Annotated in this window: 16 protein-coding genes, 3 tRNA genes and 5 pseudogenes; 4 read left to right on the top strand and 20 right to left on the bottom strand. The window is 56.4% G+C overall.

Features of this window, described 5'->3' with window-relative positions; genetic code table 11:
• Nucleotides 1-2: 2 nt before the first annotated feature.
• The 15 genes and pseudogenes from nuoF to lon all read right to left on the bottom strand — a co-directional run bounded on the left by nuoF (nucleotide 3) and on the right by lon (nucleotide 14,271).
• Nucleotides 3-1,311, bottom strand: a pseudogene (nuoF, locus tag PSQ19_RS03230) (NADH-quinone oxidoreductase subunit NuoF).
• A 9-nt stretch (nucleotides 1,312-1,320) separates the two neighbouring features.
• A pseudogene (gene nuoE / locus PSQ19_RS03225) lies at nucleotides 1,321-2,587 on the bottom strand (NADH-quinone oxidoreductase subunit NuoE).
• Nucleotides 2,587-3,780 carry an NADH-quinone oxidoreductase subunit D gene (locus tag PSQ19_RS03220; protein ID WP_282219601.1) on the bottom strand — a complete coding sequence of 398 codons (1,194 nt, stop codon included), beginning with the start codon at nucleotides 3,778-3,780 and terminating at the stop codon, nucleotides 2,587-2,589. The pseudogene nuoE and the gene PSQ19_RS03220 overlap by 1 nt, the downstream one beginning before the upstream one ends.
• A pseudogene (locus PSQ19_RS03215) lies at nucleotides 3,777-4,395 on the bottom strand (NADH-quinone oxidoreductase subunit C). Before PSQ19_RS03215 ends, PSQ19_RS03220 begins: the two are co-directional and overlap by 4 nt.
• An 11-nt stretch (nucleotides 4,396-4,406) precedes the next feature.
• A complete protein-coding gene (locus PSQ19_RS03210; RefSeq protein ID WP_282219600.1) occupies nucleotides 4,407-4,988 on the bottom strand; it encodes a NuoB/complex I 20 kDa subunit family protein in 582 nt (193 codons plus the stop codon).
• Nucleotides 4,979-5,344 (bottom strand): NADH-quinone oxidoreductase subunit A, encoded by a 366-nt coding sequence (locus tag PSQ19_RS03205; protein WP_282219599.1) that lies wholly within the window; start codon nucleotides 5,342-5,344, stop codon nucleotides 4,979-4,981. Before PSQ19_RS03205 ends, PSQ19_RS03210 begins: the two co-directional genes overlap by 10 nt.
• A 443-nt stretch (nucleotides 5,345-5,787) precedes the next feature.
• Nucleotides 5,788-6,363: an outer membrane protein gene (locus tag PSQ19_RS03200; protein ID WP_282219598.1), complete on the bottom strand. Its 576-nt coding sequence runs from the start codon at nucleotides 6,361-6,363 to the stop codon at nucleotides 5,788-5,790.
• A gap of 311 nt (nucleotides 6,364-6,674) precedes the next feature.
• On the bottom strand, nucleotides 6,675-7,214 hold the full coding sequence (locus PSQ19_RS03195) for an outer membrane protein (protein ID WP_282219597.1): 540 nt from the start codon (nucleotides 7,212-7,214) through the stop codon (nucleotides 6,675-6,677).
• A gap of 189 nt (nucleotides 7,215-7,403) precedes the next feature.
• The gene (gene msuE / locus PSQ19_RS03190) at nucleotides 7,404-8,033 is read right to left on the bottom strand and encodes an FMN reductase (RefSeq protein WP_282219596.1); all 630 of its coding nucleotides are present in this window, start codon (nucleotides 8,031-8,033) and stop codon (nucleotides 7,404-7,406) included.
• A gap of 123 nt (nucleotides 8,034-8,156) precedes the next feature.
• Nucleotides 8,157-8,891, bottom strand: coding sequence for a peptide-methionine (S)-S-oxide reductase MsrA (msrA, locus tag PSQ19_RS03185; RefSeq protein ID WP_407649135.1), 735 nt, complete (start codon nucleotides 8,889-8,891; stop codon nucleotides 8,157-8,159).
• A 353-nt stretch (nucleotides 8,892-9,244) separates the two neighbouring features.
• Nucleotides 9,245-9,321, bottom strand: a tRNA-Asp gene (locus tag PSQ19_RS03180).
• 330 nt (nucleotides 9,322-9,651) lie between these two features.
• A tRNA-Val gene (locus PSQ19_RS03175) sits at nucleotides 9,652-9,728 on the bottom strand.
• 265 nt (nucleotides 9,729-9,993) lie between these two features.
• Nucleotides 9,994-10,269 carry an HU family DNA-binding protein gene (locus PSQ19_RS03170; RefSeq protein WP_282219595.1) on the bottom strand — a complete coding sequence of 92 codons (276 nt, stop codon included), beginning with the start codon at nucleotides 10,267-10,269 and terminating at the stop codon, nucleotides 9,994-9,996.
• Between the two features lie 214 nt (nucleotides 10,270-10,483).
• Nucleotides 10,484-11,659, bottom strand: coding sequence for a TCR/Tet family MFS transporter (locus tag PSQ19_RS03165; RefSeq protein ID WP_282219594.1), 1,176 nt, complete (start codon nucleotides 11,657-11,659; stop codon nucleotides 10,484-10,486).
• A gap of 183 nt (nucleotides 11,660-11,842) precedes the next feature.
• Nucleotides 11,843-14,271: pseudogene (gene lon, locus PSQ19_RS03160) on the bottom strand (endopeptidase La).
• 315 nt (nucleotides 14,272-14,586) lie between these two features.
• On the opposite strand from lon, the pseudogene rocF reads away from it, so the two are divergent.
• A pseudogene (gene rocF, locus PSQ19_RS03155) lies at nucleotides 14,587-15,568 on the top strand (arginase).
• A 15-nt stretch (nucleotides 15,569-15,583) separates the two neighbouring features.
• Here the strand turns inward: rocF and PSQ19_RS03150 are convergent.
• The 5 genes from PSQ19_RS03150 to PSQ19_RS03130 form a co-directional block, all read right to left on the bottom strand.
• Nucleotides 15,584-17,125, bottom strand: coding sequence for a DHA2 family efflux MFS transporter permease subunit (locus PSQ19_RS03150; protein WP_282219593.1), 1,542 nt, complete (start codon nucleotides 17,123-17,125; stop codon nucleotides 15,584-15,586).
• Nucleotides 17,065-18,246: an HlyD family secretion protein gene (locus tag PSQ19_RS03145; protein ID WP_282219592.1), complete on the bottom strand. Its 1,182-nt coding sequence runs from the start codon at nucleotides 18,244-18,246 to the stop codon at nucleotides 17,065-17,067. Before PSQ19_RS03145 ends, PSQ19_RS03150 begins: the two co-directional genes overlap by 61 nt.
• Entirely contained in the window at nucleotides 18,246-18,695 is a 450-nt protein-coding gene (locus tag PSQ19_RS03140) for a MarR family winged helix-turn-helix transcriptional regulator (protein WP_282219591.1), read from the bottom strand. Before PSQ19_RS03140 ends, PSQ19_RS03145 begins: the two co-directional genes overlap by 1 nt.
• A 335-nt stretch (nucleotides 18,696-19,030) precedes the next feature.
• Nucleotides 19,031-19,117 (bottom strand) — tRNA-Leu (locus PSQ19_RS03135).
• Between the two features lie 106 nt (nucleotides 19,118-19,223).
• On the bottom strand, nucleotides 19,224-19,457 hold the full coding sequence (locus PSQ19_RS03130) for a FliM/FliN family flagellar motor switch protein (protein WP_282219590.1): 234 nt from the start codon (nucleotides 19,455-19,457) through the stop codon (nucleotides 19,224-19,226).
• A gap of 84 nt (nucleotides 19,458-19,541) precedes the next feature.
• Between PSQ19_RS03130 and lipB the strand changes: the two genes are divergently transcribed.
• Genes lipB through PSQ19_RS03115 form a run of 3 tightly spaced genes read left to right on the top strand, consistent with a single transcriptional unit; the run spans nucleotide 19,542 to nucleotide 20,825 of the window.
• Nucleotides 19,542-20,330 carry a lipoyl(octanoyl) transferase LipB gene (gene lipB / locus PSQ19_RS03125; protein WP_407649070.1) on the top strand — a complete coding sequence of 263 codons (789 nt, stop codon included), beginning with the start codon at nucleotides 19,542-19,544 and terminating at the stop codon, nucleotides 20,328-20,330.
• The gene (locus tag PSQ19_RS03120) at nucleotides 20,327-20,515 is read left to right on the top strand and encodes a hypothetical protein (RefSeq protein WP_282219588.1); all 189 of its coding nucleotides are present in this window, start codon (nucleotides 20,327-20,329) and stop codon (nucleotides 20,513-20,515) included. Before lipB ends, PSQ19_RS03120 begins: the two co-directional genes overlap by 4 nt.
• 4 nt (nucleotides 20,516-20,519) lie before the next feature.
• Complete coding sequence (locus PSQ19_RS03115; RefSeq protein ID WP_282219587.1) at nucleotides 20,520-20,825, top strand: hypothetical protein; 306 nt, start codon at nucleotides 20,520-20,522, stop codon at nucleotides 20,823-20,825.
• The last annotated feature ends 25 nt before the right edge of the window (nucleotides 20,826-20,850 follow it).

Below are 20,850 nucleotides of genomic sequence, written 5' to 3'. Positions count from 1 at the left end.
CCTTACTCCGCCGCAATCGAGGGCACGGCGCCATCGGAAGTGGAACTATAGGTGTATTGGTCGATCCGCTCCTCGATCACATGCCGGAAGTTTCGGATCAGCCCCTGAATTGGCCATGCCGCCGCGTCGCCAAGCGCGCAAATGGTATGGCCTTCGATCTGTTTGGTCACTTCGAACAGCATGTCGATTTCGCGCTTCTGGGCGCGGCCTTCAACCATGCGAGCCATCACCCGCATCATCCAGCCAGTTCCTTCACGACACGGCGTGCATTGGCCACAGGCTCTCATGCTTGTAGAAAGCGGACAGGCGCCAGATGGCCTTGATGATATCGGTTTGCTTGTCCATGACGATGACAGCCGCTGTCCCCAGGGAGGAGCCAACCTCCTTCAAACCATCAAAATCCATCACGGCATGGCGAATTTTCTCGCCCGGAACGCAGGGGACTGAAGCCCCACCCGGGATCACTGCCAACAGATTGTCCCAACCGCCCCGGATGCCGCCGCAATGCTTTTCTATCATTTCTTCGAACGTTATGCCCATTGCCTCTTCGAAGGTTGCGGGCGTGTTGACGTGACCGGATACGCACATCAGTTTGGTGCCGGTATTGTTGGCTCTGCCAATCGAAGCGAACCATGCGCCGGAGCGGCGGAGGATCTCGGGCACTACCGCGATCGATTCTACATTGTTGACCGTGGTAGGGTTGCCGTAAACGCCCATGCCAGCGGGGAATGGCGGCTTGAGGCGCGGTTGGCCCTTCTTGCCTTCCAGTGACTCCATCAAAGCGGTTTCTTCGCCGCAAATATAGGCACCCGCGCCGTGATGCACGATAATATCCAGGTCCCAGCCATGGATATTGTCTTTGCCGATCAACTTGGCTTCATAGGCCTCTTCGACGGCCCGCTCGAGGTTTTGCCGCTCGCGGATGAATTCGCCGCGCACATAAATAAAGGCCAGATGCGCGTCCATACCGCGCGCGGCCAACAGGCATCCTTCGATTAGGTGCTGCGGGTCGTGCCGCAAAATCTCGCGATCCTTGCAGGTGCCCGGCTCGGATTCATCGGCATTGACCAGCAAGTAATGCGGACGGCCATCATTGACCTTGGGCATGAAGGTCCACTTCAACGCCGTCGGAAAACCGGCGCCACCGCGTCCGCGCAATCCCGAAGCCTTGACTTCATTGGTGATCCAGTCACGGCCAGCATCGATAAATTCCTTGGTCCCCACCCAGGCACCACGCTCACGCGCCCCAGCCAGGCTCCAGTCACCACGACCATAAAGATTGGTGAAAATGCGATCTTTATCAGCGAGCATCGTTCACTCCTACCGTGGCTTCTTGCCGAAGACGCGGACATATTCAGCCTCACCGCCCCGGGCGAGCACATCGGCTTGCTTGAGCCAATCGTCGCGGGTGATCCGGCCCTTGAAACTCAATATTTCTTCTACCCTCACCATGTCGTCAGCACTAAACGCTGCGACCTGCGACCATTTGGTTATGCCCAACTGGTTCAGCTTGCGTTCCAGCACCGGACCGACACCCGAGATCAATTTAAGGTCGTCTGGTTTACCCGACGGCGCTTTGAACAATGGCGTTGCGTCGCCCTGCCCTGCGGTTGGCTTGGTGGCGTCTTTTGCGGGTTTGGCCTTTGCGGGCTCGACCTTGGACTTGGTAGCATCAGCGGATTTGCCAACAGCTTTGCCTCCGTTGGCCTTTCCCGCCTTGGATTCGGCTCCCACGGCATCGTCGCGCATGGCCTTGTTCGGCTTGCCATCGGCCTTTGCACCGACGGCGCTAGCCGCCCGGGCAACTTCAGCGGTAGCGGGGGAAACTTTCGCCCGTTTCGGCGTACCTTTCAGGGCCGGCGCTGCTTCTTCGGTAACTTCCTGCTTTTTGACCGACACAGCCGCGCTTGGCGCGGCGGGTGTTGCCGCTGCGTCTGCTACGGGTTCCGGTACATATTTGGTTCGCTGTGCGGTGGGCTTTTCCAGTAGGGTCGTCGCACCACCCAGTGCAGCCGAATATTGCCGATCAATTTGTGGACCAGGTTTGATCGTATCGCCCATGCCAGCGGCAAAGGCATCCACAATCTCGTCGAAACGATCGGCAGACAAATCCTCATAGGTGTCGTGGAAAATGGCAACCATTGGCGCGTTCACGCACGCGCCCAGGCACTCGACCTCTTCCCAGGCTCATCGTGCCCTCGGCATTGAGATGATGCGGTTCGGGGTGGATCTTGGACTTGCAGATGTTTATCAGCGCTTCAGAACCACGCAACATGCAGGGCGTCGTACCACAGACCTGGATATGAGCCTTGCTGCCGACCGGCGCCAATTGAAACTGGGTATAGAAGGTCGCCACTTCAAGCACGCGAATATAGGCCATGCCCAGCATGTCCGCGACCGTCTCGATCGTGGCCCGGCTGATCCATCCATCCTGATCCTGCGCCCGCATCAAAAGCGGGATGACGGCCGATTGCTGACGACCGGCGGGATAGAGCCCGATTTTCCATTCAGCCCATTTGGCGTTGTCATTGTTAAAGGCAAATGCTGCCGGCTGAACCGACTCATCTGCAAGGCGACGCGCGACCATTAGCGATCAACCTCTCCGAACACGATATCGAGTGAGCCAAGAATGGCGGCGACGTCTGCAAGCATGTGGCCACGACAGAGAAAGTCCATGGCCGCGAGATGGGCAAATCCCGGCGCCCTGATCTTGCATCGATAGGGCTTGTTGGTGCCGTCGGAGACAAGATACACGCCGAATTCGCCCTTGGGCGCTTCGACGGCCGCGTAAACCTCACCGGCGGGCACTTTGTACCCCTCGGTGTAGAGCTTGAAGTGATGGATCAATGCCTCCATCGACTGTTTCATTTCAGACCGCTTTGGTGGCACCACCTTGCCATCTGTCGATGACACCGGCCCCTTGCCTTCGGACTTGTTCAGCCTGGCAATGCATTGTTCCATGATGCGCACGGATTGGCGCATTTCTTCCATGCGAAGAAGATAGCGGTCATAGCAATCGCCATTAGTGCCGACCGGAATATCGAAATCCATCTGATCGTAGCAGTCATAAGGCTGGCTCTTGCGTAAGTCCCAGGCCGCACCAGACCCACGAGCCATAACGCCGGAAAAACCCCAGGCCCAAGCCTCGTCGAGCGTGACGACACCAATGTCAACATTGCGCTGCTTGAAGATGCGGCTCTCGGTGATGAGACCATCAATGTCCGCAAGCGCCTGAGGAAACTCCTTGCAGAAATTGGCTATGTCATCGACCAAATCCTGCGGCAAATCCTGATGTACGCCACCGGGGCGAAAATAGGCGGAGTGCATGCGTGCACCCGATGCGCGTTCATAATAGCCCATCAGGATTTCGCGCTGCTCGTAGCCCCAAAGTGGCGGCGTCAGGGCGCCGACGTCCAGGGCTTGAGAGGTAACATTGAGCAGGTGCGACAGCAATCGTCCGATCTCGGCATAAAGCACCCGGATCAACTGTCCCCGCATCGGCACTTCCAGCCCAAGCAAGCGTTCGACGCCCAGCGCAAATGCGTGTTCCTGATTCATCGGGGCCACATAGTCGAGCCGATCAAAGTACGGCACTGCCTGCAGGTAGGTCTTGTGCTCGATCAGCTTTTCGGTGCCGCGATGCAGCAGGCCGATATGAGGATCGACACGATCAACGATTTCACCGTCAAGCTCCAGCACCAGACGCAACACGCCATGCGCAGACGGGTGCTGGGGACCAAAGTTGATATTGAAGGTACGGACTTCAGCTTCAGCGGTCATTGTTTCGCCTTCTCGTCACCGGGCAGTACATAGTCGGTGCCCTCCCAGGGTGACAAATAGTCAAACGAACGGAATTCCTGGGCCAGTTTGACCGGTTCATAGACGACACGCTTGCGCTCTTCGTCGTAGCGCACCTCGACATAGCCGGTAAGCGGAAAGTCCTTGCGCAGTGGATGACCGTCAAAGCCGTAGTCCGACAGGATGCGGCGCAGGTCAGGATGGCCGGAAAACATCATCCCATAGAGATCATAGGCCTCGCGCTCGAACCAGTCGGCGCCGATAAAAACACCTGTAATACTGGGTACCGGCACAAGGCTCGTCCGCCGCCAGCTTAACCCGGATACGGAGATTCTTCTTGGGGCTGAGGAAATGGTACACAACTTCAAAGCGCTGATCGCGTTCAGGAAAGTCAACGCCGCAAATGTCCGTCAGATTGACAAACTGGCATTGTGGATCGTCGCGCAGGAACGTCGTGACATCGACAATAGCCTCGCGGGTTACCGTGATCGTCAATTCACCAAAGCTGATCTTGCGATCGACAATCACTTCGCCGAGTGCACCAGCGATATGCTCGCCGAGCGCTTCAAGAGGATCGACTTGAACTGCCTCATCCATGAGCCGAATTCCTAACGCTCAATAGTACCGGTGCGGCGAATTTTCTTCTGCAAGAGCAAAACGCCATACAACAGGGCTTCTGCGGTTGGGGGGCAGCCAGGCACATAAATGTCGACCGGCACCACGCGGTCACAGCCGCGAACCACAGAATATGAATAGTGATAGTAGCCACCACCGTTGGCACAGCTACCCATCGAGATGACGTAGCGCGGTTCAGGCATCTGGTCGTAGACCTTACGCAGCGCCGGCGCCATCTTGTTGGTAAGGGTGCCCGCCACGATCATCACATCGGACTGGCGTGGGGAGGCCCGTGGGGCAAAGCCGAACCGTTCAGCGTCATAGCGTGGCATCGACATCTGAATCATTTCCACGGCGCAACAGGCCAAACCGAAGGTCATCCACATAAGGCTGCCGGTGCGCGCCCAATTGATCAGATCATCAGTTGTGGTGACGAGAAACCCCTTGTCGGCCAACTCGTCATTGATATCAGTAAAAAACGGGTCGTTGGTGCCGACCGGTTTATTGGTGCGCGGGTCGATGACGCCCTTGGGCTGCGGGGCGACCAGCGTACCGGTGTGTTCGCTCAATCCCATTCCAGGGCTCCCTTACGCCATTCATAAATAAACCCGACGGTCAAAACGCCTAGAAAGATCATCATCGACCAGAAGCCGAACCAACCTACTTCGCGGAACGCTACGGCCCACGGAAACAGAAACGCGATTTCCAGATCGAAGATAATGAAAAGGATCGACACCAGATAGAATCGCACATCAAATTTCATGCGGGCATCATCAAAGGCATCGAACCCACATTCATATGCAGACACTTTTTCCGGATCGGGATTCTTTACCGCCAATACGAACGGCGCGACCAATAGAGCCAACGATATAAGCCCGGATAAACCAAGGAAGATGACAATCGGTAGATAGTCGCTGAGCAAATCAGTCATGCGGCAGCCCATGTTAAACGCCGGCCTGGCGACCGGGGCGCATGGCCAGGCGAGCAATTGGGGCAAGCCAAGCGATGCAACTAAGTTGGGTAGGGCTTAGACCTTCCCAAACCGCGATTCAAGGGAAAGAAAACATGATAAGTACTATCATGTTAAAATATGGCAATTGTGTAGCATGCCGTGCCCATTATCGTGGGCCCCACCGCATCTAATCGCTGGAATCTGCGCCAATGGCGCGACAAGCCCGGCCCTGCCCTCAAGGCGCTGACTTCGCCGGTCGGCGCTAACGCATGGCAAAATAAAAACGGCCCCGCCGCAGCGAGACCATTTTACTTCAAACCACAACGACAGAATCGCCTAAGCGATTCGTCGAAACGGAGTTTGCAAGACATCTTGGTTTTGGCCCCGGCTATTAGCCGACGCCAGAATTGCGTTGTCGCAAATTAGAAGTGGTAGAATACGCCGACAGTTGCCTTGGCGGATTCAAAGAAGTTGTCAGCAGCGCCGTCGAAGTCGCCGAGACCCAGAACTTCGCCACGAACCGAAACATTGTCGGTAACGGCAACATCAACGCCACCGCCCAAAGCATAAACGCCGGTCGAAACGCCTGAGCGAGTCGATGCACCAGCACCAGCAGCGGCATAAACGAGAACGTTGTCGGTTGCTACGACACCAACATGTGCCAGAGCGAGGAACAGACCGGAATCAGCGGCCGAACCGAAGACGTAGTCGCCCTGAACTTCAAGACCGAGAACGATAGGATCGGCAACGATGAAGTTCACACCGACGACACCACCGATAACACCCTGAGTGGTGCTAGCTGGGAGCGTGCCAATAGCGGATGGCGAACCATTGAACAAACCGCCAGCTTCGATACCGGCATAGAGACCTTCCCAGCTAAAACCGTTAGCCTGATAAACGGGCTGAGGCGTAGTTGGGATCATCAGATCAGCGGCCTGAGCGCCGGAGACCATAAGTGCTGCCGCAGCAACACCAAACGAGAGAGAACGTACAAACATATCTTGCACTCCATAGATTTAACCGTAGTCGTGATGATAGATGACTCAGCCGCATCGGGCTTGCAACCCCACTCGCAGCTAATCAGGCAGCGCGGATAACATTTTGTGACCATTTGGGGTCCGGTGTTGCGAGAATGAAACGCATTTGACCCAATTTGAGACAAGTTTTAGCAAATTCCATACTGTATTGTGAGGGCGGATCGGACACTTGGGCGATGAAACAACGCCGATTCCCATCCTGTGAATCAACAGATTCGAGTGCTGGAGCACCAGCGACAACACCATGTTGATGCTCCCCAAACCGTGCTGAACTAGAAGTGGTAAGCGGCGCCGACAGTAATCTGATCCTTGGCGTTGCCGCCGCTGCCGGGGAAAGCATGCACATATTGGCCGCGCAGTGAAATACTATCGCCGACCGCGATTTCAACACCCCCTCCGGCAAGCCAATCCTGTTCATTGGGCACGCCTAAATCGATGCCATAGCCAGCCGCCCCATAGACCAGCACATTGTCGGCCACGATGACGCCCGCGCGCCCCAGAATTTCGGCATAACTTGTCGATCCAGGGCCACCTGTCAGCCCCTCAATGGCGACTTCACCACCCACGAGGTAAAAATCAAATGCGGCATTGACGCCAACATTGACTCCCAAGCCATACTGAGTGCCGCCGGTCTGGTTGGCCTTAATCCCGGAATAGATGCCGGTGTAAAAGCCGTTCCAGTCAAAGGTCGGCTGCGCATAGTTGCTAACCTGAACAGGCAGTGTCGATGGAAAGGTGCTGGAATCGGCAGCAAACGCAGTCGCTCCGGCAAAACTGGCGGCCAGTATTGGAAGCAAAACTGTTTTGAACATCCGCACGGCTGTTCTCCATCATTCCGCAGCGTTCGGTCTGGGGCAACGTGTTGTCGCGCCTGCCGGTTCCCGCGCTTGGTATTTACTCCCAGTTTCGTCGCCCATTATGGACTAAGTGAGGTTAGTCGAGGGCAGAAAAATGATAGTGTTTGCCCAAATATAGGCGGGGCTCAAATCAAAGCCAAGTGATCACGGCTTCAGCGGCACCATTTTCTTGACCGGGTCTTGGCCTGAGGCTGTCCTCAACTGCCTTGCTGGATGACTGGTGGCACCCGAATTGACCAGCGCCGCGCATTGGGTTGCTGCCAGTTCGATCCGCGCCAATATGGTCGGATCAGTTGGCTGACCGCCAGTAAAACTGGTGTTTTCGGCGTAAATTGCAGTCGGCACGGTTAGTGCCGAGAAAAATCCGAACAAGGGCCGGAGCTGATGCTCAACCATTAGCGAGTGTCGCTGTCCGCCGCCACTAGCCGACAATATTACCGGGCGCCCGATCAAAGCTTCAAACTCGACAAAGTCAAACAAGTGCTTGAACAGACCCGTGTAAGAGCCTTTGTACACAGGGCTGGTGACCACAAGAATATCCGCCCGCTCGATCGCCTCGACGATCTTTAGCGCTTCGGCGCCAAGCTGGTTTCGCTGATAGGCGCCTGCCAGTCCCGCCCCCGCGTCGACGATGTCATAGTGAACGACATCTGCGGGGACGTGAGTCTGAACCCTGCGCGCAATAGTTTCCGCGAGATTCCAGGATCGGGAAGGTCTGTGCGTGTTGCCGCTAAAGGCCAAAATATTGAGTCTGGCCGAAGGCACTGCCGTCATGAAGAAATTCCTAGTGTCGCCTGCCTGCACAATAGGCAGACCCGCCCACCAAACCAAGCCTTGGTCATAAAAATGTCCGGCAGCGCGTTGGCGCTACCGGACAATGATCGAGGATCGACGATTTTAGAGCTGGCCCACCAGAACCGGCTTCGAAGCAAAGACTTTTGGGAACATTGCCTTCAGGTTCTCGATCTTGGGCAGATCGTTGTAGACAATATAGGGATAGTTCGGATTATTGATCAAAAAGTCTTGGTGATAGGCTTCGGCAGGATAAAATGTCTGGCCGGTTTCGATCGTCGTTACAATCTGACCTGGAAAAGCGCCGGTTTTGCCGAGTTGATCAATATAGGCCTGGGCGACTTTGGCTTGCTCGGCGTTCTCAGCAAAAATGGTAGAGCGATATTGCGTGCCGCGATCCGGACCCTGATAGTTTAGCTGGGTTGGGTTGTGGGCAACTGAAAAGAAAATTTGCAGCAATTCACCATAGGTGATCTTGCCGGGATCATAGGTGATCTGGACTGTTTCGGCATGGCCGGTACGCCCTGACCCCACTGTTTGATATTCAGCGGTGTTCGCGGCGCCCCCTTCGTAGCCCGAAACGGCATTTTTGACACCAACTACATGTTGGAAGACGCCCTGCACGCCCCAAAAGCACCCGCCAGCAAAGGTTGCGACGGCACTCGATCCGTCTGGCGCAATATCCATGGCGGGGGCCGGTATTTCAAAGGCGGGTTCAGCGGCAGAAACCGAAACCTGATTGATCGAAACCATCATTGCTGGCACGAGCAATAAGCCGGTCAGCAACTTGATTGGCTTGACCAGTTTGCGGCTGGCGGTCCCATTGCGTATCTCGACCATAGTCATCACACTCTCCTTTGGCTGCGAAAGGGCCTCACGGCCAGAAGTCGCGGCGCTATCACCGACGCGGTGTCGGTATTTGTTGGCGATATATGGATCATATTGGCTGTCAGTACCCAATAAGATCACGCCGAAATGAAAGCTGGAACGCCGTCATGTCAGGCTCATGACCGACCATTCGACACACAGGACAAATTGGTTACACACCACACAAGCATGTGAAATTGCGCACCGGCGTCGCCGCTATCAATGAAATATTTCGAGCTGATAGGTGCCGAATGAAATTTGAAATGCGTCGCAATCGGGCGGCGCGACCACTTTTCAAAAAATTGCAATAATTTCAATGAGAAAAGTGGCGCGAGAGACGGGGCTCGAACCCGCGACCTCCGGCGTGACAGGCCGGCACTCTAACCAACTGAGCTACTCCCGCAGCAGCAAACTTGACGTCTGCGCAACGTGGGTGTCGTGTACCGAGGCCCCAGAATTAAGTCAAGCGCACAATGTGCATTCTTTGAGACATTTCTCGGTTCTTCTCCCAATCACCGTATTTTCATCCCGCCGGCGTCAGATTGCTTTCTGAATGTATTAAATTGGGAAGATAAACCTTGGCGACGAATCTGAACTTGGTATTTGCCGTCTCGCCTGCGAATGATAGCCATATCGATGCCTTACTGTGACCTGAGTGTGACAGTAGGTGTTTGAATGACATTTCTGGGATTGTTGGCTCCTACCTAAGTTTTTGAAAACAAAGGTGGGACAATGGTGGGCGATGACGGACTTGAACCGCCGACATCCTCGGTGTAAACGAGGCGCTCTACCAACTGAGCCTAATCGCCCGATGCACCGGTGGTGCTATTCGGTGGCTCTGATTAGGGCCAGTACCGCGCGGCGTCAACCCATCAAAAGCAGGAAAAGCTACGGCCCCGCCTTTGTGAGTGCGGGGCCAATTGGCACGTCGCAATATGACGTGCCAGAAGTCATATGGAAAACCATGGGTAACATCGATCCGCCAGAAGCAGCGCCGCACCATTTAGAACATGGTGTCGAGCGCCAACCCTATTGGCGTCGCGTTGTCCCAAGCCGATTGTCCGCGCCTAACTTCTTAGTTGATAGCCTCTTTGAGACCCTTACCGGGCTTGAACTTTGCCTGGTTGGAGGCGGGGATCTGAATCTCGGCGCCCGTCGCCGGGTTACGGCCGGTGCTGGCCTTGCGAGCGGAAACGGCGAAAGTGCCAAATCCAACCAAACGGACTTCTTCTTTTGCCTTGAGCGAAGCGGTGATTGCTTCAAATACCGCGTCAACGGCTTCAGCAGCCTGAGCTTTGGTCAGGGTTGCCTTTTCGGCAACGATGCCGACCAGATCATTCTTATTAGCCATAGTGTTTTCCTCACTGTCGAATGCCCGCCCAAGCAGGCGAACCAAAACGTCGCCACCTTTTTGCGATTCTATGGGAAACGCAAGGAAATCCGGGCGCTTTGGGCGGTGAAAGCACGTAATTCTGTTAATCAGCGGGAGAAATGACTATTTGACGTGACTTTTTGACTATGCCCCGGTTTCCGGGGCATTGCCGGGCGCTGTATTAAATTAAGGCTCACTCACGGCGGCGAATGCCCCATATAAGCGGTAAGGCCAGAGCGTAGACACACGCACCGATGATCCAGATGGCGCCGGGCCAATGTGGGCGCACGGTGAAATATACAAAGCCAAAAAATAGCGGCCCAAAGACCGTGGCCAAGCTTACAAGACTTGCCAGCACGCCCTGCAATTGTCCCTGTTTGTCGCTGCTTACCTGCGACGTCGTTAGCGACTGCAAGGCAGGCATCCCAATACCGCCCAATGCGAACAGCGGTGTTAGCGCAAACACAATCCAGCCATCAGCCGCGACGCTGACCGCCGCCAACGCGACGACCTCAAAGCCCATGCCGAATATTAGTGCCCAGCGTTCTCCCAGCCACGATACCGCAGGGCCGGTCAGAAACGCCTGAGCGCCTGCGTGGAACAGACCATATGATGCCAAAGACAACCCGATCATTGTGCCGCTCCAGGCAAAATTGTCCTCACCAAAAAGTGCCCAAACGGTGCCATACATGGTGCCGGTAAAATTCATGATGACAAAGATTGCCATCATGGGAACTAGTGGTTTGAATTTCAGGGCCCAGCGCAGCGGGATGAACGGATTGAGCGTTCGCCACTCAAACCGTGCGCCGCGAGTCCCAGCCCTTGATTCAGGCAGAAAGAAAAACGCCAGCAAAAAGTTCACGCCGTTGAGTAGCGCCGCCGCGACAAATGGGGCGCGCACCCAACTATCGCCCAAAATCCCGCCCAGCACGGGGCCAATGATAAATCCGACGCCGAACATGGCATGAAAATATCCAAATCGCCGGGCGCGATCAGCTTCGGGCGAGATGTCGGTAATATAGGCTGTCGCCACGGCCATATTGGCGCTGGTGATTCCAGCGATGGCACGCCCGAGCACCAGCATCCACAAATGCGGGGCCATTGCCATCAGTACATAGTCGATAGCGGCGCCCGCGAGCGACAATAGCAACATCGGCCTGCGTCCAAACCGGTCACTAAGTACCCCCAAAACCGGCGAGAACAGGAACTGCATCGCCGAATAGAGCGCCAGCATCACGCCGAATAATGTGGCGACTTGTGCTGTGTGAGTAACCTCACGCAGCAAGGCTGGCAATATGGGGAAAATCAGACCGATGCCAGTGGCATCGAGCGTTACGGCCGCGAGAATCAGCACCAGCGGCCTGTTCATAATCCCCTGCCCGCTTACCCGTTTTCGCGCGGACCCTACCCGGTTGAGGTTTTATCAGCAATACGAGGTTTCGCGATCAATCCGAGACTGATGGCGTTTTGATCGCAGCTTTTGTGCCTTGCCGTTGGATCAAACACAAACGGCGACCCGAGGGCCGCCGTCTGAACAGATTTGGATGGCGCGCTAGTGTGGTAAACCACCCAGCGCTTCTTCGGGTTCAACAGCGACCGGGCTGGCCGGCTGCTCCTCAAAATTCCACTCGATCGGCTCGGGCTCACGTACAAGCGCGCGTTTGACCACTTCGTCCATACGGCTGACGGGCACGATCTCCATGCCTTCCTTGACGATGTCGGGAATTTCGGCCAGATCGCGCATATTCTCTTCGGGGATCAGCACGGTCTTGATACCGCCGCGCAGCGCTGCGAGCAGTTTTTCCTTCAAGCCGCCAATCGGCAAGACCCTTCCACGCAAGGTGATTTCACCGGTCATGGCCACATCATTGCGCACGGCAATACCGGTCATCACCGAAACGATAGCGGTCGCCATGCCAATACCGGCCGACGGTCCATCCTTGGGCGTTGCCCCTTCGGGCAAGTGCACATGAATGTCGCGGGTGTCGAACATGGGCGGCTTGATGCCGAAATCAATCGACCGCGAGCGTACATAGGCGGTGGCGGCGGTCAGCGATTCCTTCATCACTTCCTTGATGTTGCCGGTAACCGTCATACGTCCCTTGCCGGGGGTCATCACGCCTTCGATGGTCAGCAACTCGCCACCGACCGATGTCCAGGCCAAACCGGTAACCAAGCCAACCTGGGCCTCGGCCTCGATTTCGCCGTGCTTGTAGATGTCAGCGCCAAGAAACTTGGTCAGCAACTCTTCATCGATGGTCACTGACTTGACCTTGGTGCGCAGGATTTCAGCAACTGACTTACGCATCAGCTTGGAAATCTCGCGTTTCAGGCTACGCACCCCGGCTTCGCGGGTATAGCGCTGGATCAGGGCGGTCAGCATTTCATCGCTAAGGATGAATTCCTTGGCCTCAAGGCCATTTTCCTTGAGCGTTTCGGGCATCAAATGTTGCTTGGCGATGGCGTGTTTTTCCTGCTCGGTGTAACCGGACAGGCGGATGATCTCCATGCGGTCCATCAATGGTCCGGGAATGTTCAAAGTGTTCGAGGTGGTGACGAACATCACGTCCGAGAGGTCATAATCGACTTCAAGATAGTGATCGGCAAAGGTGTGGTTCTGTTCCGGATCCAGCACCTCAAGCAGCGCCGATGACGGATCACCACGGAAATCCTGACCCATCTTGTCGATTTCATCGAGCAGGAACAGCGGATTGGATTTTCCCACCTTCTTGATTGACTGGATCACCTTGCCGGGCATCGAGCCGATATAAGTGCGCCGGTGTCCACGGATTTCAGCCTCGTCCCGAACCCCGCCCAGGGCCATGCGCACAAACTCACGTCCGGTCGCCTTGGCAATCGACTTACCCAACGACGTCTTACCGACGCCGGGAGGACCAACAAGGCAAAGGATTGGTCCTTTGAGTTTGCCGGTGCGGCTTTGCACGGCAAGATACTCAAGAATGCGTTCCTTGACCTTTTCGAGACCATAGTGGTCCTCATCCAACACCTTTTCGGCCATCAACAGGTCGCGCTTAACCTTGGATTTCTTGCCCCATGGCAAGCCAAGCAACACGTCGAGATAGTTACGCACAACCGTAGCTTCGGCCGACATCGGGCTCATCGCCTTGAGCCTTTTGAGGCTCAGCTTCGGCCTTGGTCCGTGCTTCCTTGGACAATTTGGTTTTCTTGATGCGCTCTTCGAAGCTCGGTCAGTTCGTTAGAGCCCTCCTCGCCGTCGCCCAACTCCCGCTGGATCGCCTTCATCTGCTCATTGAGGTAATATTCGCGTTGGGTCTTTTCCATCTGCCGCTTGACGCGGGAGCGGATGCGCTTTTCGACCTGTAGAACGCCGATCTCGCCTTCCATCAATCCAAGGATCTTGGTGAACCGGTCCGCCACCGAAACGGTTGCGAGCAGATCTTCCTTTTCATTGATCTTGATCACCAGGTGACTGGCGATGGTGTCGGCCAGCTTGGAGTGATTTTCGATCTGGGCGACGGCTGCAACAACCTCGGCGTTGATCTTCTTGTTGAGCTTCACGTAATTTTCAAACTCGGACTGGGCCGACCGCGCCAGGGCCTCGAGTTCGGTTGCATCGTGCTCTGGCTCAGGCAAAACCGTCGCCTCGGCTTCGAAATATTCAACGGTCTGCAAATAGCGGTCAATGGTGGCGCGGCTCAGTCCCTCGACCAGCACCTTGACGGTGCCATCGGGCAATTTGAGCAGTTGCAGCACCGTTGCGACGGTACCGGTGTCATAGATTTGGTCGGGCGCAGGATCATCGTCCTGGGCGTTCTTCTGGGTCACGACAAGAATGTGTTTGTCGTCGCGCATGACCTCTTCGAGCGCTTTGACCGATTTCTCGCGACCAACGAACAGCGGCACGATCATGCCGGGGAACACAACGATATCGCGCAGGGGGAGAACTGGGTAAACCCGATCCCGGCTGGTATCACCGCCGGCGGGATTGAGGTCCGACATCTCATTTCCTTTCCGGGGCGCGCTGGAAGGAGGGAGGGAGGGAAGCGCGCCCGTAAACAGACAGCCCTAGACCATATCATGGGCTGATTCCGATTAATAAATAGGACTAACTAGGGTTGCGACAAGGTAACCCCCACTATTTTGTCCTATGTGACAGCAGCCCCGGCGAGATCGCCCGTCGGCCGCCAATGGCATGGGCACCGCTGCCCCGCTGATCTGCAAGTGCATTCGACAGACCACTAATCGACAAGAAGTGTTGGGCTTTGCCATCTTCATGTTAGCGTGATGTCAGATTGATACTGTCAGGATAGACATATGTCCACGCCCAGCCCCGAACATTCAATTGCTTCGCTGTTAATTGACCTGCTGGGTATCCCCAGCGATGCTGGCGCGTCGCGTCGCGGTTGTGGCATGGGCCCCGAGGCCCTGCGGGTTGCCGGTTTGCACGAAACACTGGTCAGCCTCGGTCACGATGTTCGCGACCTTGGCGATCTGCGCAAGGACGCCAATTTGGGCAAGCCCTCACCTGCTGAACGGCAGGCCGAGGTGCTATCCCTTGCAGCGCAAAGCAGCGAAAAAGGCCTGGCGTCGTTACAGGCGGGCCGACTACCGATTTTCCTTGGCGGTGACCACAGTCTGTCAATGGGCTCGGTCTCGGGCGTGGCGCGTCATTGTGCGGCGCTCGGGCGACCCGTTCATGTGCTCTGGATCGATGCGCATGGCGATTTCAACACGCCTGCCACTTCGCCCACGGGCAATCTGCATGGCATGCCCCTGGCGCTGCTGTGCAACGAACCTGAATTCGGCGATGCGTTCAGCCGCGACTGGCGTGGGAGCGTCGATCCGCGCAATGTCACCATTTTTGGCGCCCGCTCGATTGATCGCGCCGAGCGCCAATTGCTGGAATCGCGCGGTGTCGACGTAATGGATATGCGGCGCATCGACGAGATCTGGCGCGGCCAGTCTCATGCGCGAAATCATCGAAAAAGTGCAGACCGCCGATGCGCATCTACACGTCAGTCTTGATGTTGATGCCATTGACCCGGCGATTGCACCAGGCGCAGGTACGCCTGTTGCCGGCGGGCTAACCTACCGCGAAGCCCATATTGCCATGGAAATGCTGCACGATGCGCAGTGTCTTGGCTCGCTCGACATTGTCGAACTCAACCTGTTTCTGGATCATGCGGGGCGCAGCGCCGATATGCTGGTGGACCTCACCGCCAGCCTGTTCGGCCGTCAGATCATGCCGCGCCAGCCGAGCCGTCGCTCAATCCTGGCAACGCCGATTGCGCATTGATTGCCAAGGCAAATACTATTCTGCCACGGCATGGGCCGGATCAGGTTTTGGTGCCTTGCCGCCCGATTTGAGAAAGAACACTATCGGGATTGAAATCAACGTAACCATCATCATCAGCTTGAAGTCGTCGAGATAAGCAATCATCGCCGCCTGTTGCTGTACCAATCCATCGAGCATGGCCGTTATCGACTTGCTGCCCCCCGTAGCGCTTAATGCCTGCTGCATGGCCGGTGAACTCAAGTCGACGCGTTCGCCCAATTCGGCGTGGTTGACCGAAAGCATTTGGGTCAACACCGCCGTCACCATCGAAATACCAACGCCCGAACCAACATTGCGTACCAAACTGAAAAAGCTCGTGGCATCGACTCGGAACTGCGGCTTGATGGTCACAAATGCCAGCGTCGAAAGTGGCACAAACACCATACCGAGACCGAGCCCCTGTAGCGCGCCGCTGGTCATGATCAGCGTCTGATCCATTTCGAGGTTGAAACCGGTCATCATGTATAGCGACCAGGCGGAAATGATCAGCCCGGCAATAACCATGATACGCGGGTCGAATTTCCCCATCAGGCGACCGACGATAATCATCGACACAAACGTTCCTACGCCGCGCGGCGCCATGACCAGACCGGTTTCAATTACTGGATAGCCCATCAGCGATTGCAGCAGCGGTGGCAGCAATGCCAAGCCCGAAAAAGTAGTGATCCCGACAATAAAAATGAAAATCAGCCCGGTGGCAAAATTGCGATCCTTGAACATGGCAAGGTCGATAAATGGGTTCTCTGCCGTCAGGCAATGAACGATGAAAACCCACAAGCCGCTGATCGAGAGACCAAGATAGATCCAGATTTCTACCGCGTCGAACCAGTCGACCACCTGCCCCCGGTCGAGCAGTAATTGCATGCAGGCAATGGAGATGGCCAACATCGAAAATCCAAAGAAATCAAAGCGTCTCAGGTTGATCTTGCTTTTGGGCATGAACAAAGCCAGCGCCGACAAGGCTGCGATCCCGACCGGTAGGTTGACCAGAAACACGGCCCGCCAATTGAAGGTTTCGGTCAACCAGCCGCCAAGAGTTGGCCCGATGATCGGGCCAACCATGATGCCGGCACCAAATACAGCCATGGCCTGGCCAAATTTTTCGCGTGGATTGATGTCGAGTAGTGTCGATTGCGCCAAGGGCACCATGAAGGCGCCGCAAACGCCCTGAAAAACCCGGAACATGACCATTTCGGGCAGGCTTTGGGCCAATCCGCATAGCCCTGATGCCAGCGTAAAACCAGCGACAGCGCCCAATATCAACACCCGTCGTCCCAAACGGTCAGCCAGCCAACCTGTCAACGGTGTCGCGATAGCGGCGGCAACGATATAGGACGTCAGCACCCAGTTGATTTCGTCCTGGGAGGCAGAAAGGCTGGAGCGCATATGTGGCAAGGCCACATTGGCAATGGTGGTATCGAGCACCTGCATGATGGTGGCCAGCATGATGGCGAAGGTCAGCAGACCCTTGTTCGCCACCACAACGGCGGGTGCTGAAACGGTTTCGCGGGCAGCCATGTTGATGCGCCTTCCTGCTGGATCAGAGCATCTTTTCGAGAGTGGTCTTGCCTGTATCGACGGCTACGGTGGCGCTCATACCCGACCGCAACTCTGGCAGGCTCGGTCTGATTATTATCGTCGAGCTTGACGCGCACGGTGATGCGCTGGGTTACCTTGACCCAGTTGCCGGTGGCGTTTTGCGCCGGAATCAGGGCGAACTGCGATCCAGTTGCCGCGCCGATGCTGTCGACGGTGCCGTGCAAGGCCAGGCCCGGATAGGCATCGACGCCGATGTCAACGGGCAGACCCGCCACCAATCCCTCGATCTGGGTTTCCTTGAAATTTGCGTCGATCCAGGTGTCAGTGGATTTGATCAGGCTGGCAATTGTGCTGCCGGTGGCAACAAACTGGCCAACATTCAGGCTGGCCATCTGGCTGACGATGCCACCCGCAGGCGCCCGAACCGTGGTTTTTTCCAGGTTGCGCTGGGCGTTGTCACGCAGGGCAATAGCGGTGCGCACGGCGGGATGGTCATCCGTCTTGATGTCGGGATTGCCAGCCAATGCAGCAGTTGCAGCGGCCAATTCCTGCTTTGCCAGTGCCACGCTCGAATTTGCCGTCTGCAGGGACAAGGCGACGTCGTCAAGACTTGCCGTCGCCGAGATGCCCTGATCAACGGACGATTTGCGACGGTCATACTCGCGCTGGCGCAAATTCAGGGCGAGGTCAGCGGAATCCAGTTTTGCCTGCGCCGTGCCATAGCCGACCCGCAATTGCTCGACATTGGCCCGCGCCGCTGCAAGCCCTGCCTCAGCCTGTTCCAGTGCGATGCGATAAGGTTCGGGATCAATGCGGAACAGTACATCGCCAGCGGCAACTTTCTGGTTTTCGTGTACATCGACTTCGATCACCCTGCCCCCGACATCGGCCGAAAGCGAAACCTTGACCTGCTGGACATAGGCATTGTCGGTGTCGATATAGCGTCCGCCCGTCAACCAGACATAGACGCCGCCACCCGCCAGCAACAGGGGTACGGCAATCATCAGGGCCGTCCGACGTCCACCGCGCTTTTTCGCCTTTGGCCCGGCCTTCAGCGGTTCTGCAGTGGCTTCAATGTCTTTTTTCAATGGGGCGTTCATTATGCTTGATCCTGGCGCCGATCCAAATGACCGGACAAATTTTCTGATACTTTGGTCAAGGCGTTGACCAGACTCGTTCGCTCGCTGTCTGACACACCGGCAAATGCATCATCCCTGATGCTAGCGGCCAGGGTGCCGAGTTTGCCGACAAGTTTTAGGGCTGCGGGCGTGGCATTAGCGATTTTTGCGCGACTGTCGTTGGCATCGGCGCTACGGACCACCAAGCCGCGCGTTTCGAGCCGATCCAGAATACCGCTGACGGTCATCGGATCGGTTTCAACCAGGCTGGACAACGTCGACTGGGTGAGTCCGCCCGAGGCGGCCAATTGCGCCAGAACGCGCCACTGGGGCAATGTGAGATCGTAGCGCTTGGCCTGCTGCTCAAATGCGCGCCGCAACTGCTTGGCGACTGTCACGACCAGAAAACTGTCGGGTGCGATATCGGCCATACTCAATGGCCTTACCTCCCGCTCCAATGTGTCAGCCGTGATTTTCATATGCGCACATATAATAAGGACACTTACAAAGTCAACGCAAACAATGTTTCCCATACGCATGGCTGGGTTGCAGGTGAATGATAGGTAAAGGTACGCCTGCGCGCGGGCCCCATCATGCCGTCACTGACAAGGACCGTGTTCGCGCCAACTGATGGCAACGCGAGGCCTGATCGTGCGGGCCGACCCTCAACTCACCAGTCGGCGTTTCAGACCGCAACGCGCACGTGCGCTTTCGCACAGGGCACCCTATGGTGCGCCCTCGCAAACCGAATGATTTTGGGAGAGTTTGGTGCGGTCGAGAAGACTCGAACTTCCACGGGTGTTACCCCACAGCGACCTCAACGCTGCGCGTCTACCAATTCCGCCACGACCGCACGCCATGGTAGAGCCAAGCCGTGAGGCGAAGCGTGCCAGCATGTAGCAAAGCTCAATGCCAACCTCAAGCGATTAAATCGGTTTTGTCCAGACTGTTTTCGAGGATCAGTCGCGCTTGAAAATCTTGTCGGTTACGCGCACGCGCAGGAAGCCGTCCTCGATATCGACCTCACCATGCGCCACCAGCGTATTGTTGGCATAGACGCGCATCGGGTCCTTCTCGGTGGTATCCAGTTCGATCACCGCGCCGCGCCCCATGCGCAGCAAATGGTGCACTGGCAGTGTCGCCGCACCAAGTTCGACGGTGATGTCCACTTCAATATTCTCTAATGTGCTCATAAATAGATGTCTGGAACCTCGGGCCAGTCCGGCGCATGGTGCGCCCAACGGAATCTCGTGGGCAATTGTTTGGCGACTATGGTTATGGAAGCGTTAACAGCGGGCGCAATTGGGCAAACAAGCCCAGGCAATTTGCCGCGCCCTGATGGTAAACCCGCCCGCTGGGTGATTTCAGAAGCGCAGGTGCCCTATCCGATGGCCCTGGACACGATGCGTAACCGCGCCAGTGCCATTGCCACTGGTGAGGCGGACGAAGCTGTCTGGCTGGTGGAGCACCCTCCGCTTTATACGGCGGGAACATCGGCTGTGGCGACTGATCTGCTATCGGAGCGGTTCCCGGTCTACGATGCCGGGCGCGGCGGGCAATATACCTATCATGGCCCCGGCCAGCGCGTTGCCTATGTGATGCTGGACCTGCGCCAGCGGGGTCGCGACATTCGCAAACTGGTCGAGGGCCTTGAGAGTTGGGTAATCGATACTCTTGGCGCCTTTAACATCCGTGGCGAGCGTCGGCCGGGCCGTATCGGGGTCTGGGTGGAACGGCCCGACAAGGGGCATGGACGCGAAGACAAGATCGCCGCCATTGGAGTTCGCGTATCGAAATGGGTGACATTTCACGGCATTTCCCTCAATGTTTCCCCGGATCTGTCGCATTATCAGGGGATCGTGCCCTGCGGCATCGCCGATCAGGGCGTCACGAGTCTTGAGGATCTGGGGCAATTGGTGTCAATGGCCGAGGTCGATATAGCACTGCGGCGTGCCTTTGAGAACAATTTCGGGGCCGTCGCGGATAGTGTCGAAGAATCCCTTGTCAGCGCCCGCAAGCTTGGTCACCGTCAGGACCAATCGAATCGATATTGGAGCCGAATATGACTCTTGATGATCTCAAACGCCTGTTCACCCGCCAGACATTGTTCCGGCTCGATGCGATTCTCGCCCCCAAGCTGGTGCCGATCTTATACGCGCTGGGATTGGCTGGCATTTTGCTGTGGGTCGTCAGGCTCTATCTTTTACAGTTTCAGTTTTGGCTTTGGCACCGGCCTATGGGGCCTGCTTGAAATCGTGGTTTTTGGTCTCTTGGCCTGGATCGCCCTGCGGATCGGATGCGAGGCGTTGCTTGTCTATTTCAAAGCGCACGAGGCAGCGGGCGAAACCGTCAATCGTTCACGATTTTCGGCCTCATTGCTGGATGAGGTCCGTGATGCAATTCGCGACCTGGCCGAGCAGGGCGAGGAGGAGGACGATGAAATCACGCCCGCGACCGAGCCTGCGCCTTTTGTTGCCACACCCGCAACCACGCCGGGCGAAACTTTCAAACCCAAGCGAACAGCAAAACGCGCACCGCCAAAGCCCAAGGACGTCACTTGAACGCTGATAGGTCAAAAGCCCCTCG

The sequence above is a fragment of the Devosia algicola genome (assembly GCF_028816455.1).
GTDB lineage: Bacteria > Pseudomonadota > Alphaproteobacteria > Rhizobiales > Devosiaceae > Devosia > Devosia algicola.
This window is presented reverse-complemented; position numbering and strand designations above follow the sequence as displayed.